Genomic DNA, 16,199 nt, shown 5'->3' on the forward strand with positions numbered 1-16,199 from the left:
CTCTATTTTAATCTAACTAGCGATTTTAGTTAGCGCTTCTGGTGGTGCACTTAAATCATATTGCTTTACAAAGCTTGCCTGCACAAGAAGCCTACGCACGCCTTCATCAGCACAGGTGATTAATGTTAATAGCGTTTCGTCTGCTATATCCTCAATAACATGCACAGCAGTTGCTTCCACTACTTCAATCTTTGTAATGTGGTATTCGTAAATGGCATTAGCGTCTGTTAAATAAATAGCATCACCGATTTCAGTGCGATAGAGTGGCCCGAATAAAATATCGCGGTCCTCAAAATAATGGGCAGCTAAAGCATAGTTGCCTTGCCCCATTACTTGTTCCGGCTTCATCGTACCAGCACCGACTGCTAATGCGTTTTTACCTACTCCTTTTAAAATAGGGAGTTGCATATTCACCTTTGGAATGCCAATGCTACCAATGACAGGGAGGTCTTTGCGGTTTGCTTGTGCTTGTAACACTTCCCAAATTGATAAAGATTGTACCTCTTCAAAGTCAAAGTCTGCTTCTAGCGCATCGTTAAATTCAATTGCTTCTGAAGATGTTGAAACAGTTACAAGTTCCTCGCTTAAACGTTGTACTAAAAATGCTTGAATTGGTTTAATAAAAATAAGGGTAAGGCCAACTGCAAACAACGCAATAATTGCCAAGATATTTAAAGTCGAGCGTAGTTTTTTCATGATTAATATAACACCAACCTTATACAAAAGAGTGCTTAAATATAGAGGGGGATACCTGATGTTTATTGGGATAAGCCCCAAAACACTGCGTTAAAATAGCAAATGCTGTCTAAAACGTGGATTCATGCACCATTTCTAGACAGCCTTTATCTTGATTATTTATCCATATGCAGTACGCCTGCTTTAGCGTAATGATTTGGTGACATTTCTTCGATAATAATTGAAATGTTTTCTTTTGGAGCATTCACTGTTTTTGAAACAGCTTCAGTTACTTCTTGCACTAACGCGCGCTTTTGCTCATCTGTGCGACCTTCAATCATTTTAATTGTGATGATTGGCATAATATTGCCCCCCTCTATGTAATTTAGTGTATATTATTAATAATAGCACAATTGGAGGTATATGAGATGTTTAATGAAGAAAAACCAAAACAAAAAATGGGCTTTACCATTATAAAAAATGACCCAACTGATGGACATAAAGGATTCGGAATCGGTTCTTTGACATTGGAAAACGTTTCCCCTGTTATTATAGATGTTGAAGAGCAAACAGCCATTGTTGATATTGGCGCAATGCATGCAAAAAGCGATGTGGAGCGAGGCATTAAATTTACAGTAAATCGTGAGGATTCAGCAGGTGGTAAAAATTACTGGCTCGTCTGGGTAACGATTGATCATAAAGAGGATGGTCCTTACTACGCGGGCGTAACGGCATGTGAAATGGTTGTGAATCGCGAAAAGCGCAGAGGTTATAAAATTTTAGCTGATCATGTTAATAAAATGGATAAATCCATGAAGCGTCATATAATCGTAGATCATATGGATGATGTATCGAAAAAAGTACTTGCTGATTTTTTACAACAGCATAATAGCGAACTATGGCAACGCAGCGATGTGAAGCTTCACAATGATTTAGCCTAATTTAAGGCGATTAGCATATTAATTAAGAAATTCATGATACTCAAGAGGGAAATGTCGATGAGCTGAGGGATTTGCAGAGAGGTTAGAGGAAAACGCAGATAACTTGAGAATTTCGCAGATAAGTCATGAGAAAGCGCAGATAACTTAGGAAATTGGCAGACAAGTTATGATGAAACTCAGATAATCTAAGAAAACTCGCTGATACTTTCAAAAAGCACCAAATACAAAAGCTTAAATATAAATTAGCCCTTTCAATCACCAATTGAGTTACAGTCAATCTTTTTTTGGCATATTGCTGAAAAATAGATGAACAAAATGTGACAATTGCCTTCATTGTGCATAAGGTGGTTGAAAGTGCTCATGAAAAAAAGTACACTTGTATATAAGGCTTGCAGCTAGTGAGCTAGGACACTTGGTAAATGGACAAGCTATGAGAGCTATGCGGCATTTGAACCAACCCAAGCCGAATGCCCCATGATTCTCATGCTTTCGTTTGCCATAAAAGAAGGCTCTTTCTTCCCACGGAAACCGTAATTCCGGGGAAGAAAGAGCTTTTTTGATTTCGGTTCTATTTATTAAGACGCATTAGTTTCGCCAAAAGTTGCGTAATACTTCAAAGTCAAGCCAGTTCCCCCACGTATCTGGTTCAAAGATTTCAAAGGAACGACACTTTTCAGTTGGTACATCTGACTCCTTAAGGTAAACAAGTCGTTGCTTTGGACATGCATCCATCCCAAGCTTGCCTGTTTCAATATCAACAACAACGCCTTGAACCCCATCAGGTACTGGGAATACTTCATTCGCTTTACCGTTATGAATTGCTTCCATAAAATCAATCCACACTTGCTTTGTTGCGGCCATATCTTCTTGAACAGATAAAGTTTTGCCCTGGTCATAGCCATTCCAAACACCTGCTGTAATACTTGGAGTGTAGCCAACTAACCATTGGTCACTAATTGTTGTGCCAGATTTAGCGGCATACGTATGAGTCATACGTCCACGAATGGCAACACCCGTTGCAGGTGAGTAATCGCTATATATTGGATCGAATATGCCTGTCATCATATCTGTCAGTAAGTAAGCATCCTGTTTAGATAAAACCTGTTTTGTCTCAGGAGCCGTATATTTATAGACGACATCTCCTTGGGCATTTGTAATCGATAAAATTGTGGTTGCGTTGCGTTTTTCACCTTCAGCGGCAATTGTGTTATAGGCATTCGTTAAATCATATAATGATGTTTCGATAGTCCCAAGTGCAATAGAAGGGTTGTCCTTTTCGGTATAATTTAAATCAAAGCGTTGTAACATTTCACGAAAGGCTGTATAGCCAACTTGCTCTAATGTTTTTACAGCATAAATATTGTCAGAAATGGCCATCGCCTGTGCAAGAGACATATCCTTTGCAGCAAACTGTCCGTTAACATTTTGTGGCTTATACGTAGCACGCCCATTATCGTAAGTGAATATAGTTTCACCTACATTTAAGAAAGTTAGCGGCGTAAAGCCATTTTCTAATGCGGCTGCGTATAGGATTGGTTTAATGGATGATCCAGGTTGTCTTTCAGCAAGTGTAACGCGGTTAAAGGAGCTTTTACTATAATCGCGTCCGCCAACTAGTGCGGTTACAAAACCTGTTTTGACATCCATGCTCACGAGGCCAACCTGCAAATCGGTATTAGGCATATTCTTTTGAACCGCCTGCTCAGCTGCTTTTTGGTGTGCTTGATTTAATGTCGTTTTAATTGTCCAGCCACCTTCACTAATATTCATATTTTTAGACTCTAATATTTCGCTGGCTTCTGTCCATACTACATCTAGGAAGTAGGGAGCAATGGATTTATTTGCGACCCATTCACTATTTTTATAAACAAGTTCCTCTTTTTCAGCATGAGCTTTCTCGTTAGCGGTAATCTTCTCCTGCTGCTCCATTAAGCTTAAAATAAGCTTTTGACGATTCGTCGCCTTTTCTAAATTGGCAATCGGAGAATAATATGTTGGACCTTTAGGGATACCTGCAAGCATCGCTGCTTCTGCCAAAGTGAGATCACTTGCTGACTTACCGAAATAATAACGACTCGCTGCTTCAGCGCCATACATGCCATGTCCATAGTAGACAGTATTTAAATAGCCTTCTAAAATTTCATCCTTTGAATAAAAGATTTCCAAACGATAAGCATATAATGCTTCGTTTATTTTACGTGTCCATGATTTTTCATGAGATAAATATAAATTTCGGGCGTATTGTTGTGTTAATGTGCTTGCTCCTTGTACTTTACGACCCGCTTTAATATCGGCAAGCACAGCACCTGCGATACGGGAGTAGTCAAATCCGCCATGTTTATAAAAATCTTTATCCTCAATAGCAACAGTAGCCTCCGCTAAATATGGTGACATTTTATCTAGCTCTAGCCAATAGCGACGCTCTGATTGAAAGTAATCTCCAATTTGATTATCATGCTGATCTAAAAAAACTGTTGCCTTAGGTACTGTCAGTGTCGGCGCTCCTGCAATTTGTGCATATATGCGAAGTGATAGTAACGACACAGCGACAGCGCTGAGTATTGCAACTGTAAATAAGGCAAGTCTTTTAGCAAGGCGCTTACGTTTTTTTTGGCGAATATAATGTTGTCGTTTCATTAACAATCACCTCGTTGTTCGAGTGCTAGGCACATATTTTGTGTTATGTATAGTATGTGTCTAGACACTTAATTTTCATACAAGCATCAAAAAAATCTTTGAGCTTGTGTATATGTATACGAATAATGTCGAATAAAGGTTTCGTATTAGGCTACTTGCGCATAATAGTCAGAATAAAATACAATAAATATGGCATTAACGAGATGCATCGTTGAGAACCGAATAATAAGAAGCAGGTGAACGACAATATGAGATTCGATGAAACATATTCAGGTAACGTATTTATTAAAAGTCATCCAAATTACGAAGAATCAAAGGCTGTTTTATATGGCATGCCAATGGATTGGACAGTAAGCTATCGTCCAGGCTCTCGCTTTGGCCCAACGCGCATTCGTGAAGTATCGATTGGATTAGAGGAATATAGCCCTTATTTAGATCGTGAATTAGAAGAAGTGAAATTTTTCGATGCAGGAGATATTCCATTACCATTCGGTAACCCGAAAAAATCGCTAGAGGAAATTAAAGCTTTTGTGCGCCAACTATTAGCAGATGGCAAAGTACCAATTGGTATGGGTGGAGAGCATTTAGTGTCCCTACCTGTTATGGAAGCGGTATATGAAAAATACGAGGATTTGGCAGTAATTCACTTTGATGCTCACACAGATTTACGAACTGATTACGAGGGGGAGCCGTATTCACACGCTACTCCTATCCGTAAAATTGCTGAGCATATTGGACCGCATAATGTATACTCATTCGGCATTCGCTCTGGCCTAAAGGAAGAATTTATTTGGGCAAAGGAAAATGGTATGCACATTTCAAAATTTGAAGTACTGGAGCCATTAAAAGAAGTGTTGCCAACTCTTGCTGGTCGCAATGTTTATGTAACAATCGATATCGACGTACTTGACCCAGGACATGCACCAGGCACAGGCACTGTAGATTGTGGCGGTATTACACCGAAGGAATTACTTGCTTCCATTCATGCAATTGCCAGCAGTGGTGTTAACGTTGTTGGTTTCGATTTAGTAGAAGTAGCACCAATTTATGATGTATCTGAAATGACAGCAAACACAGCAGCGAAGATTATTCGTGAAATGATTCTTGGCTGGGTGAAATAACAGAGGCTTTATAAACGTTGATATGAAGCGGTTTGAGTGGGGTTTAGTTAAGAGCTAGCCAGGGATATTAAAATTCAAAGACTGCTATTAAGGCAACCTTGACGAGTCCTATCCACATGCTACAATAAATACGCAGCATCTAGCTCACTTCCTTTTTTCTTGAAAGGAGGTGCACTATTTGCCAAAATCATCACGACAAAGAAGAACAAAGCTAAAAGAAAGAAAACAGCGTAAAGAAAGGCTAACCATCTTTCGATACGTAACGGATGTATTCCGTGTGATAGATACCGTCTATCGTTTCTTTCGGATGATGCTGTAACAGGAAGCAACATTCAGTATTTTTACTGGGTGGTGTTTTCTTTTTAGACATAAAAAAACGCCCGAGAACCACTCGGACGCTGCACTACATGCCTAGATTCTCACGACAAAGAATCTTGCTACTGCTATCTTAACCCCAACAATTGAAATCGTCAAGGCTTTCATAGTGTATGTAGTATTAGACAGGGTTATTCATAGACAAAAAGACATCCGAATCAGGAAAAATAAACTATACAAGAAGGGCTTTTTTCAAAATATCCATTGTATCTAAAAGAAGGTTTATAAATTGTGAACATATTACTTCTATAGAATATAGATTAACGCTTCAGCAACATCCTTATAATGATGGGTTATTAAAAAGACAGTCTGGATGCTGGCATTGTACAGTATTAATGAAGTATCTATAGCTATTAGAGGAGATAGTTAAATTGCTGTTTTCTTTTTCGTCCCCATCCGATATGAAATAACAATTTTTAACCTTAGCATTTTATAATGAACCGACATGAAGTATTAGGAGAGTGAAAGAAATGCTAGCAGCAACGGTACAACACAAATATACAGGTGAGCAAATTACCTTTATAGAAACAGCAAAGGAGACGAATGGACACCACTTATTAATTGAGGTGACATTGCCTCCAAATGGAGAAGGGCCGCCCTTACATTGTCATGATGAGTTTATTGAAGAATTTACGATTTTAGAGGGAATATTAACAGTTACAGTTGGAGAGCAGGATTACACTTTATCCGCTGGTCAGTCAATAATCGCTGAACAGGACATACCACATACATTTAATAATCGCCACGATGAAGGTGTGTGTTTTCGTGTAAAACTAACACCACCATCACAGTTTGAAGAATCGGTTCGTATCCATTATGGATTAATGGATGATGGGCTTACGAATGAACAAGGTGTACCGAAAAATATTTTTCATCTTATTTTAATTTTAAAGCTGCAAAACACGTTAATAACAGGGAAGTCGCTGCGTATGCAAAGAGGTTTGTTTAGCATTTTAGTAAGTGTCGGAAAGCTATTTAACGTGTATAAACCGTTAGAAAAGTATACAGGTAAAAAAATACGCATTTGATTAAATCGAATAGCTTTTCAGAAATATTGCATGGAAGGTGTGGGGTAGGCAGAGGATAGTGCCTACTCTACACCTTCTTTTCTTCTTGCCTAAACGATGAAAACCATCCTATAATAGTAAGGTTATAGTCATTGATAAAAAGGAGTGTACCGCGCATGCAGGATGTAGGAAAAAAGGTGAAAATTAAGCTTGTGTCATCCATTATCCCGACAGACGGTGACCTCGAAACGTATGAAATATGGCTACAAGGCTCCTATGTAGAAAAAGCAGGTAGTTACTACTTGCGCTATGAGGAAGTGCAAGAAGAGGCACGTATTCGAACAACGGTAAAACTAGCCAATGGACAGGCCTTTATTTTACGTGGAGGCGATGTCAATATGCGCTTACCGCTTAATATTGAACAGAAGGAAAATGGGCATTATGAAAGTGTCTACGGCACATTGCCGCTCGTAACAAAAACACATGCCTTAGCATTTGAGCAAAATGAGGGTAATATTCAAGGCCGATTTATTGCACATTACGATTTAGTTGTAGGTGGTGCAGTAGCTGGCAATTATAAATTAGAAATTCACTATACGGAGGTACAATAATGAACGCTGTTGAGCAATTACAACAATCTATTAAAACAGCTTTAGCAAATGCAGTTGCAAAAGCACAATTGGTTGAAGAGGGTACGGAGTTAAAAATTCATTTAGAAACGCCAAAGGACAAGGCCAATGGAGACTTTGCAACGAATATTGCGATGCAGCTAACGAAGCTAGCGAAAAAGCCACCGCGTGCAATTGCAGAGGCAATTATTGAAAATATTGATTTAGCTGAAGGCAATATTGAAAAAATTGATATTGCAGGACCAGGCTTCATTAACATTACAGTACGTAAGGATCTGTTAACAGGCGTTGTTAAAGCAGTATTTGAGCAAGAAGAGGCATATGGACGAGGGACTTCAGGCGCAGGAGAAAAAATACAGGTCGAGTTTGTATCAGCGAACCCAACAGGTGACTTACACTTAGGTCATGCTCGAGGTGCTTCCGTGGGAGATTCATTATGTAATGTATTAGATTTTGCAGGCTATACAGTATCACGTGAATATTATATTAATGATGCTGGGAATCAAATTAACAATTTAGCTTACTCATTAGAAGCTCGCTACAAGCAGGCATTAGGTATGGAAGCAGAAATGCCAGAGGATGGCTACCACGGTCCAGATATTATTGGCATCGCGGATAAATTAGCAAAAACATATGGTACAAGCATTTTAGAAAAATCAGATGAAGAGCGCTTCAAATTTTTCCGTGAGCATGGCTTAAAGCTAGAGCTTGAAAAATTACAAAACGACTTGAAAAACTTCCGTGTTGAATTTGATGTATGGTACTCAGAAACATCATTATATGAAAACGGTAAAATCGAAGTAGCATTAGATAAATTACGTGCTAATGGTCATGTTTTTGAAGAAGAAGGGGCAACTTGGTTCCGTTCAACAACATTTGGCGATGATAAAGATCGTGTATTAATTAAAAATGATGGATCATTTACTTATTTAACGCCAGATATTGCTTACCATGAGGATAAAATTGTGCGTGGCTTTAATAAGCTTATTAACATTTGGGGCGCTGACCATCATGGCTATATTCCACGTATGAAAGCGGCAATCGAGGCGCTTGGCTACGGGCGCGATACGTTAGAAGTAGAAGTTATTCAAATGGTACAGCTTTATAAAAACGGTGAGAAATTCAAAATGTCAAAGCGTACTGGTAACGCGGTAACAATGCGTGAGCTAGTAGAAGAGGTAGGCTTAGATGCAGTGCGTTACTTCTTTGTGAAAACAGCGGGCGATTCACATATGGACTTTGACCTTGATTTAGCTGTGTCGCAATCAAATGAAAATCCGGTATACTATGCACAATATGCACATGCGCGTATTTGCTCGATTTTACGCCAAGCGAACGAACAAGATTTACAAGCAAGCTTGGATAATTTACAGCTATTAACGGCTGAAAAAGAAGTAGATGTACTGAAAAAAATAGGCGCATTCCCACAAGTAGTAGCGGATGCAGCGAAACACCGTACACCGCACCGTATTGCGAACTACATCCAAGAGCTAGCAGCAGTATTCCATAGCTTCTACAATGCAGAAAAAGTAATAAACGTAGACGACAAGCAATTAACAGCAGCACGTCTAGCATTAATTACATCTGTACGTATCACGTTAGCGAATGCTTTAAAATTAATCGGTGTAAGCGCACCAGAGAGAATGTAATTGAAAAAGAGGCTGAGGATGTCGGAGAAGTCGACACCCTCAGCCTTTTATTATTCTTGGCGAGCTTTTTTAAGTTCTGCAATATTGATGCGTTTCATTTTTTGTAATGCTGCGCCTACTCGTTTATTTTCTTCTGTAGTACCTCCACCTAGTAGCTCACTCAAATTATGCGGAACAACTTGCCATGATACACCAAACTGATCCTTTACCCATCCACATTGCTCTGCTTGTGGAATATATGATAGCTTTTCTATGAAATAGTCTATTTCAGCTTGGTCTTCGCAATTAATCATAAACGAAAATGCCTCATTGAAGTGGAATGGTACATCGTAGCTATTATCCATCGCTGAAAAGTTTATGCCTTCAAGTGTAAAGGCTGCCATATTCACCTTTTCTTCATTTTCTTCAAATTTTTTTAATAGATTGATTTTGGAGTCGCTAAATACTTCAGTGTAATAGCGAATAGCTTCTTCTGCTTTCCCACAAGCGACATTAGAAAATAAAAAATGGGGTGTAATTTTTTGCTTCGTAACACCTTGCTCTGTAAGGCTGAGCTGCCAAGAAAGACCGTAGCGATCTTGAATCCAGCCAAACCATTTACTAAATGGATATTCAGCTAAAGGCATTAATGCTATACCACCTTCAGAAAGAGCCTCCCATTTTGCATTGACCTCTTCCGCTGTCTCACATGCCACCATAAATGAGATTGATGGATTTAATGTAAAAGGAGCGCCTGTGCCAATTGATTGAAATTGCTGTCCCGCTAATTTGAAAGTTACTAGCTCAGCATCACCTGATGGTGTATCTTTCATCGTTTGTACATCGATAATACTAGAATCTTCAAACAAGCTCTTATAAAAAGATGCAGCTTCTTCTGCCTGCTTGGCATACCATAAAAAAGGAATAATTTTTTGCAATGTAAACGCCTCCCATCATATTTAACATACTTTAAATTTTACTTGAAAAGTCGTATCAAACAAACTTTTATCCCGTATTAACAGACTGTACTTTTGCGACGAGTAAGCGCAGGAGCACCAGACCCCACTTCAAAATATCATATAAAATCGAGATGTTTAAATGGAAAATCAAACAGCCTGTAAAACTCAATCAGTGGGGGATGAGGGGAAAACCTCCGCTAATTGAAGATTCACTTTAACAAATAATTTATAAAACCTATAAAAAAACTATGGATAAATTGTTGACTTCCATTTCTGCTAATCGTACAATCACTTTCAACATCATTCGAAATGAATAAAAATAAGAGGGGGCCGTTATTGTGAGTAAACAGCTTTTCATTAAAACGACAGAACAGCGTCAGTGGCTAGAAAAAATTGCTACGCTTGAGGAGACGTTTAAAAGTCGGTCACAGCAAATTGATGAGCTTGGAAGCTTCCCACATGAAAATATTCGCGCTTTAAGGGAAATAGGCTATACGAAAATTACGTTACCAAAGCAACTTGGTGGTGAGGGCTTCACTATCTATGATGCTGTTTTATTACATGAAACATTAGCAAGCTTTGATGCAAGTACAGCATTGACTATTGGCTGGACACTGTTAACAGTAGGCGATTTATTTGAGCATGGGGAATGGAAGCCAGCAAAATTACAAGATTTTGCACGGGAAGTGGCAAATGGTGCCATCATTAATCGAGCAGTTAGCGAATTTGCAATGGGCAGTCCTACACGTGGAGGTAGACCGACAACAACTGCGAAAAAAACAGCATCTGGCTGGTTAATTAATGGTCGTAAAAATTATACGACAGGTGCACCAGAATTAGATTATTTTTTGACGTCCGCTTGGATTGAGGACGAAGAGAAAATTGGATTTTTCCTTATTCCGCGTGATGCACAAGGTGTCACAATTGATGAAACATGGGATGTCATTGCGATGCGTGGAACAGGTAGCCATGATTTAGTGTTGCAAAATGTTGAATTACAGCCATCTGATTTAGTTGAAATTCCAAATAACTCTACAGGTTTTAAAGTAAAAGGTTGGTCATTACTCGTCCCTGCTACATACTTAGGTATTGCGCAAGCCGCACGTGATTACGCAGTTCATTTCGCGACGACGCATAAACCAAACAGTTTAAATGCACCCATTAGTGATTTGCCAAACGTGCAAACGCTTATCGGCGAAATGGACTTAGCACTTGCAACAGCTCGTTTCACACTTTATGGAGCAGCAGAAGCATACACAGATCCGGCTCGTAAACAGCTTGTACAGCATGAGCTCAATATCGCTAAGTATGTTGTAACGAATAATGCATTACAAATTGTTGATAAGGCGATGCGCTTAGTTGGAGCAAAAAGCTTACAGCGCAACAATCCACTACAGCGTTATTACCGCGATGTGAGAGCAGGCCTACACAATCCACCAATGGACGATATGACAATAAAGAAATTAGCTGAAGCAGCTATTCAACAAGCAAAAGGATAGATTTTACATGTCAATTAAGAAATTATTGCAATCTACATGAAGAATACAACTATCATATTTAGCACCTACACAATCTCAATTTTTCCGCTATAATTGAAGTAGAGGCATTGAGATAGATTCATTGCTAGTGAAGAAAAAGTTCATAGTGAAACACTAAAGGTTCTTTGTATATGACAAAGAGTAAAAGGGAAATCAGTTAGAATCTGATGCGGTCCCGCCACTGTAAATGCTAATTTCTAGCGATATGCCACTGAATTTTCGGGAAGGTGCTAGAAATGTTTGATGCATAAGCCAGGAGACCTGCCTTTCGTGTAACGCCAATGATAGCCTACGAGGATAGGGTGGCGACGCTATTAATTAGCGCTCCCTTTGTAATCTCTCGTATTTTGCGAGGGATTTTTTTGTGTTATTTTATTTAATTAGGAGGAAATTCAAATGAAGAAATTTTGGTCAATCATAATGACAACGCTGTTAGCGACAGGCTTACTTGTAGCATGCGGACAAGATGGTGACAAGGAGCAACAAACGCAAGGTGAACAGCAAACAGAAGCGGTCGAAGCAGCCTTTCCTGTGACGGTAACAGATGCTTTAGGAAGAGAAATTAAGCTTGAGCGTGCGCCAGAAAAAATTGTATCATTAGCACCGTCAAATACGGAAATTTTATTCAGTTTAAATTTAGGCAATGAAGTTGTTGGAGTAAACGACATGGATGATTATCCACCAGCAGTAGCTGAAAAAGAAAAAGTTGGTGGAATAGAATTCAATATTGAAAAAATAATTGCTTTACAGCCTGATATTGTTTTTGCGCATGAAATGAGCATGTTTTCATTAGAGCCTGCAATGGAGCAGTTGGAAGCAGCAGGCGTAACAGTGTTTGTAGTTAAAGATGCAAAAACATTTGAAGAAACATACACAACGATGGAACAGATGGGGACTCTAACAGGTAAAGTTGCGGAAGCAAAGGAAATGGTAGAATCTATTAAAAATAAGCTTGCTGATATCCAAGCGAAAGTTAAAGGGCAAGAAGAAAAATCAGCCTTTGTCGTTGTAGGTATGTCTCCTGAAATATATGCAGCTGGTAAAAACACATTTATGGATGAAATGCTAAAAGTAATCAACGTGAAAAATGTAGTAGAAGCAGAAAGTTGGCCACAATATAGCCCAGAGGATTTTGTAGCAAGCAATCCAAGCACAATTATCGTAACGTATGAGGAAGATATTGACGCAGTCGTAAATAATCCTGCTTTTGCTGAAATGGATGCTGTGAAAAATGACGCGGTTTACATGGTAGATGGCAGTATGACAAGCCGTCAAGGCCCTCGCATTGCTGATGGGGTAGAATCAATTGCAAGGGCAGTTTATCCTGAGTTATTTAAATAAATGGAGCTGTCTAGGTTTTCCTGAGAACCTGATTAAAGGTAGGCGTTTTTATTGAGTCAAAATAAAAAAGGAGTAATTGCATATGTTATATCGCTTGCATTATTACTCATAAGTATATGGTTAGGAATAGCGGTAGGTTCAGTGAACATACCGCTCTCTACTTTATGGGATAAAGAAACTGACCCTACAGCTTACAGTATTTTATGGAATATTCGTATGCCACGTGTAATGCTTGCTGCGCTTATTGGCGCATCGCTAGCAATTGCAGGCGCAGCATTTCAAGGATTATTAAAAAATCCACTCGCGGATCCGTATACGCTTGGTATATCGTCAGGTGCATCGGTCGGTGCAGTAGCAACAATCTATTTTTCAATCTCCCTTCCGTTGCTTGGTACTTTTACATTGCCAGTTTTCAGTATGCTTGGCGCAGCTATAACGATGATTATCGTTATGACGTTTGCACGCCTAGTTGATCGAACGATGAAAATGGAAACATTAATTTTAACAGGTGTTATTTTTAGTTCCTTTTTAGGCTCTTGTATCTCATTGATGATTGCTTTAACAGGCGAGCAGCTACGCTTAATTATGGGCTGGTTACTTGGCAGTGTGTCAATGCGTGGCTGGCCATATGTGCAGATGATTATTCCATTTGTCATTGTAGGAGTACTTTTAATCTGGCTTAACCGCCGTGAATTAAATGCGATGATTTATGGAGAAGAGCGTGCAAAGCATTTAGGTGTTGATGTTAAGCGCAGTAAATATATTATTTTAGCTGGTGGTTCAATGCTAACAGGAGCTGCTGTTGCCGTTTCGGGTACAATTGGCTTTGTAGGGCTTGTTGTACCACATATGGTGCGCATGATTATTGGTGCGGATCATCGTTTGTTACTTATGTTATCGTTCATTAATGGAGCTAGCTTACTAGTGATTTGTGACTTAGTGTCACGTACAATTATTGCGCCAACAGAGCTACCAATTGGTGTAATTACAGCATTTATCGGTGCACCCATTTTTGCTTATATTTTTTACAAGCAGCGTAGAAAAGGGGGGGCATGATGTTAAAAGTAGAGCATATTTCTGGCGGCTACGGAGCTACACCTATTATTAAAGATGTATCATTCACAGTGCCAAAAGGGAAAATATTAGGTATTCTCGGACCAAATGGTAGCGGGAAATCCACACTTTTAAAAGTTATTAGCGGTGTTCTTCCAGCAAGTGCTGGTCGCATTTTACTTGATGATAAAGAAATTAACACCTACTCGACAAAGGAGCTTGCGAAAAAAATGGCGGTGTTGCCACAGTTACACGCCAACGCTTTTTCTAACTCTGTACGTGATGCGGTATCTCTCGGGCGTTACCCACATCAATCAAGCTTTTTTGCAAGCTGGTCAGAGCAAGATGAACAGGCAGTGCAAACAGCGATGATGCAAACTGGTGTGCAGCAATATGAGCATGCTTATTTAGAGTATTTATCAGGTGGGGAGCAGCAGCGTACATTTATTGCACAGGCACTTGCACAATGTGCGGGCTTATTATTATTAGATGAACCAACGAATCATTTAGATATTGCCCATCAGCAGCAAATATTAGATATGATTCGCAAGGAAGCGTTAGAATGTGAATTAACGGTAGTATCAGTTTTTCATGATATGAACTTGGCTTCATTGTATTGCGATGAACTTTTGTTAATGGATAAAGGACAGGTGAAGGCATTCGGCAAGCCGCATGAGGTGTTGCTTGAAACACAAATTGCAGGAGTATATGGGGCAAGGGTAGCCACATATGCACATCCAGAGCTACCGAAACCCCAAGTGACACAACTACCAAAGCTGAAGCAGGAAAATTTATTTGCGGCAGTTACAATGGAGCACTTCACAATTACCGATAACTTTGTGCAATTTCAAGCTGACGCACCGTTAAAGGTTATATCATCGGCAGTCTACAATGCGGGCATGGGCTGGTATACGACATTTATTAATCGTACTGTTGAGCCTACTTATTATTATGAAAATATGAAAGAAGAGCTACTGTCTTTTTTAACTGCACGTGGGTTTGTACCAACAAATACCGTTATGATGCTTACGGCACTTGAAGCACAAAATGCTGTAATTGAATCGTATGCGGACGGTCTTGTTATCGTTGCAGTAACAGCGGGCGTTGGCAATGCAGTGGATGTGACGAGGGCGTTTGAGCAAGACGAACAGCCACATATCGGTACAATTAATACATGGGTTATTATTAATGGCAAGCTATCTGATGAAGCGTTTTATCAAGCAATGATTACAGCAACAGAGGCGAAAACGAAGGCATTGGCAGAGGAAAACATACGTGATGCTAGAACTGGTACAATAGCAACAGGCACAAGTACAGATAGCCTTTTAATCGCAGCTACACAAATAGGGGATGAAATGCCTTACGCAGGCCCTGTTACAACAATTGGTAAATGGATTGGGCGCGGTGTTTTTGAGGCTACTTCAAAAGCAATTGCTAAATACAAAATGGAAGGATGAGAGAAATGAAATTGTACACAAAAAAAGGCGATACAGGAAAAACGAGCATTATCGGACGACGAGTAGATAAGGATGATTTGCGCGTTGAGGCATACGGTACGATGGATGAATTAAATTCAATTATAGGCAAAGCAATGACGGAGCTAGATAAAGAATTATTCCAAGATATTTTAGCTGATTTAGAAAGTATTCAGCATGAATTATTCGATGGTGGTGGCGATTTAGCGAATGTTATGAAGGAGCGCATTTACAAGCTAACAGAAGCACCGATTGAAACAATGGAAGCACGCATCGATGTGTTGGCAGACGAAGCACCACCATTGAAACGCTTCATTTTACCAGGCGGCACTCCTGCAGCGGCGACACTTCATATCGCACGCACAGTGGCGCGCAGAGCAGAGCGTCAAACTGTTACATTGATGAAGGCTAACGATGACGTATCACCAGTCGTACAAAAATATTTAAACCGTCTATCAGACTATTTATTCGCAGCAGCACGTGTAGTGAATTCCAGAGTTAATGTGGCGGATGTTGAATATGTTCGTAGCGCGGATGTTTTTAAATAAAGATTTGGGAAAGCAGGTGTTTATCCTGCTTTCCCAATTTTTTTGTGGATTAACTTTGGCTTTGAGATGGAACGTGGAATAAACTCCTGAAAACGTGGAATAAATTCAAAAAAACGTAGAATAAACCTTAGAAAACGTGGAATAAAATCCCCCGATTAAACAAAACAAGCAGCGAACTGTGAGATAGATTAAGTAATATTGTGTTGACTGAATGTTCATTCATAATTTACAATGTAATTACTTTAATTCAGCTAAAGATTCTCTTCTCTATA

At 39.4% G+C, this 16,199-nt stretch carries 14 protein-coding genes and 1 riboswitch; of the genes, 10 read left to right on the forward strand and 4 right to left on the reverse strand.

Annotated features, from left to right (window positions below; all coding sequences use genetic code 11):
* Nucleotides 1–12: 12 nt before the first annotated feature.
* Together TY13_RS01460 and TY13_RS01465 are read right to left on the reverse strand one after the other, a co-directional pair.
* A complete protein-coding gene (locus tag TY13_RS01460; RefSeq protein ID WP_042470738.1) occupies nucleotides 13–696 on the reverse strand; it encodes a class A sortase in 684 nt (227 codons plus the stop codon).
* A gap of 155 nt (nucleotides 697–851) precedes the next feature.
* Nucleotides 852–1,037: a 2-hydroxymuconate tautomerase gene (locus TY13_RS01465; RefSeq protein WP_042470740.1), complete on the reverse strand. Its 186-nt coding sequence runs from the start codon at nucleotides 1,035–1,037 to the stop codon at nucleotides 852–854.
* A 66-nt stretch (nucleotides 1,038–1,103) separates the two neighbouring features.
* Here TY13_RS01465 and TY13_RS01470 point away from each other — a divergent pair, with 66 nt between their 5' ends.
* Nucleotides 1,104–1,616 (forward strand): YwhD family protein, encoded by a 513-nt coding sequence (locus TY13_RS01470; protein ID WP_042470742.1) that lies wholly within the window; start codon nucleotides 1,104–1,106, stop codon nucleotides 1,614–1,616.
* Between the two features lie 585 nt (nucleotides 1,617–2,201).
* On the opposite strand, the gene TY13_RS01475 is transcribed toward TY13_RS01470, so the two are convergent.
* Nucleotides 2,202–4,253, reverse strand: a complete 2,052-nt coding sequence (locus tag TY13_RS01475; RefSeq protein WP_042470745.1) for a transglycosylase domain-containing protein — start codon at nucleotides 4,251–4,253, stop codon at nucleotides 2,202–2,204.
* A gap of 248 nt (nucleotides 4,254–4,501) precedes the next feature.
* On the opposite strand from TY13_RS01475, the gene speB reads away from it, so the two are divergent.
* From speB to argS, 4 genes are all read left to right on the forward strand, one after another.
* On the forward strand, nucleotides 4,502–5,374 hold the full coding sequence (speB, locus tag TY13_RS01480) for an agmatinase (protein ID WP_042470747.1): 873 nt from the start codon (nucleotides 4,502–4,504) through the stop codon (nucleotides 5,372–5,374).
* Between the two features lie 845 nt (nucleotides 5,375–6,219).
* Nucleotides 6,220–6,777, forward strand: a complete 558-nt coding sequence (locus TY13_RS19640) for a cupin domain-containing protein (protein ID WP_052344198.1) — start codon at nucleotides 6,220–6,222, stop codon at nucleotides 6,775–6,777.
* A 155-nt stretch (nucleotides 6,778–6,932) separates the two neighbouring features.
* The gene (locus TY13_RS01490) at nucleotides 6,933–7,367 is read left to right on the forward strand and encodes a DUF1934 domain-containing protein (RefSeq protein ID WP_042470750.1); all 435 of its coding nucleotides are present in this window, start codon (nucleotides 6,933–6,935) and stop codon (nucleotides 7,365–7,367) included.
* Complete coding sequence (argS, locus tag TY13_RS01495; RefSeq protein WP_042470752.1) at nucleotides 7,367–9,034, forward strand: arginine--tRNA ligase; 1,668 nt, start codon at nucleotides 7,367–7,369, stop codon at nucleotides 9,032–9,034. The genes TY13_RS01490 and argS overlap by 1 nt, the downstream gene beginning before the upstream one ends.
* A 50-nt stretch (nucleotides 9,035–9,084) precedes the next feature.
* Here the strand turns inward: argS and TY13_RS01500 are convergent, their stop codons facing one another.
* Nucleotides 9,085–9,951 carry a VOC family protein gene (locus TY13_RS01500; RefSeq protein ID WP_042470755.1) on the reverse strand — a complete coding sequence of 289 codons (867 nt, stop codon included), beginning with the start codon at nucleotides 9,949–9,951 and terminating at the stop codon, nucleotides 9,085–9,087.
* Nucleotides 9,952–10,310: 359 nt separating this feature from the next.
* On the opposite strand from TY13_RS01500, the gene TY13_RS01505 reads away from it, so the two are divergent.
* The 5 genes from TY13_RS01505 to TY13_RS01525 all read left to right on the forward strand — a co-directional run bounded on the left by TY13_RS01505 (nucleotide 10,311) and on the right by TY13_RS01525 (nucleotide 15,927).
* Entirely contained in the window at nucleotides 10,311–11,471 is a 1,161-nt protein-coding gene (locus tag TY13_RS01505; protein WP_042470758.1) for an acyl-CoA dehydrogenase family protein, read from the forward strand.
* 140 nt (nucleotides 11,472–11,611) lie between these two features.
* Nucleotides 11,612–11,793: riboswitch (cobalamin riboswitch) on the forward strand.
* A gap of 113 nt (nucleotides 11,794–11,906) precedes the next feature.
* Nucleotides 11,907–12,851 (forward strand): ABC transporter substrate-binding protein, encoded by a 945-nt coding sequence (locus TY13_RS01510; RefSeq protein ID WP_042470760.1) that lies wholly within the window; start codon nucleotides 11,907–11,909, stop codon nucleotides 12,849–12,851.
* A gap of 51 nt (nucleotides 12,852–12,902) precedes the next feature.
* Nucleotides 12,903–13,907 carry a FecCD family ABC transporter permease gene (locus TY13_RS01515; RefSeq protein WP_042470762.1) on the forward strand — a complete coding sequence of 335 codons (1,005 nt, stop codon included), beginning with the start codon at nucleotides 12,903–12,905 and terminating at the stop codon, nucleotides 13,905–13,907.
* Nucleotides 13,907–15,361, forward strand: a complete 1,455-nt coding sequence (locus TY13_RS01520; RefSeq protein ID WP_042470765.1) for an adenosylcobinamide amidohydrolase — start codon at nucleotides 13,907–13,909, stop codon at nucleotides 15,359–15,361. The genes TY13_RS01515 and TY13_RS01520 overlap by 1 nt, the downstream gene beginning before the upstream one ends.
* 5 nt (nucleotides 15,362–15,366) lie before the next feature.
* Nucleotides 15,367–15,927, forward strand: a complete 561-nt coding sequence (locus tag TY13_RS01525; protein WP_042470768.1) for a cob(I)yrinic acid a,c-diamide adenosyltransferase — start codon at nucleotides 15,367–15,369, stop codon at nucleotides 15,925–15,927.
* The last annotated feature ends 272 nt before the right edge of the window (nucleotides 15,928–16,199 follow it).

Origin of the sequence: Bacillus ndiopicus (assembly GCF_000612805.1) — a bacterium.
Taxonomy (GTDB): domain Bacteria; phylum Bacillota; class Bacilli; order Bacillales_A; family Planococcaceae; genus Metasolibacillus; species Metasolibacillus ndiopicus.

Coding starts and splice junctions, on each gene's coding strand:
- TY13_RS01460 (WP_042470738.1), bottom strand. CDS start 696: ATGAAAAAACTACGCTCGACTTTAAATATCTTGGCAATTATTGCGTTG.
- TY13_RS01465 (WP_042470740.1), bottom strand. CDS start 1,037: ATGCCAATCATCACAATTAAAATGATTGAAGGTCGCACAGATGAGCAA.
- TY13_RS01470 (WP_042470742.1), top strand. CDS start 1,104: ATGTTTAATGAAGAAAAACCAAAACAAAAAATGGGCTTTACCATTATA.
- TY13_RS01475 (WP_042470745.1), bottom strand. CDS start 4,253: ATGAAACGACAACATTATATTCGCCAAAAAAAACGTAAGCGCCTTGCT.
- speB (WP_042470747.1), top strand. CDS start 4,502: ATGAGATTCGATGAAACATATTCAGGTAACGTATTTATTAAAAGTCAT.
- TY13_RS19640 (WP_052344198.1), top strand. CDS start 6,220: ATGCTAGCAGCAACGGTACAACACAAATATACAGGTGAGCAAATTACC.
- TY13_RS01490 (WP_042470750.1), top strand. CDS start 6,933: ATGCAGGATGTAGGAAAAAAGGTGAAAATTAAGCTTGTGTCATCCATT.
- argS (WP_042470752.1), top strand. CDS start 7,367: ATGAACGCTGTTGAGCAATTACAACAATCTATTAAAACAGCTTTAGCA.
- TY13_RS01510 (WP_042470760.1), top strand. CDS start 11,907: ATGAAGAAATTTTGGTCAATCATAATGACAACGCTGTTAGCGACAGGC.
- TY13_RS01520 (WP_042470765.1), top strand. CDS start 13,907: ATGTTAAAAGTAGAGCATATTTCTGGCGGCTACGGAGCTACACCTATT.
- TY13_RS01525 (WP_042470768.1), top strand. CDS start 15,367: ATGAAATTGTACACAAAAAAAGGCGATACAGGAAAAACGAGCATTATC.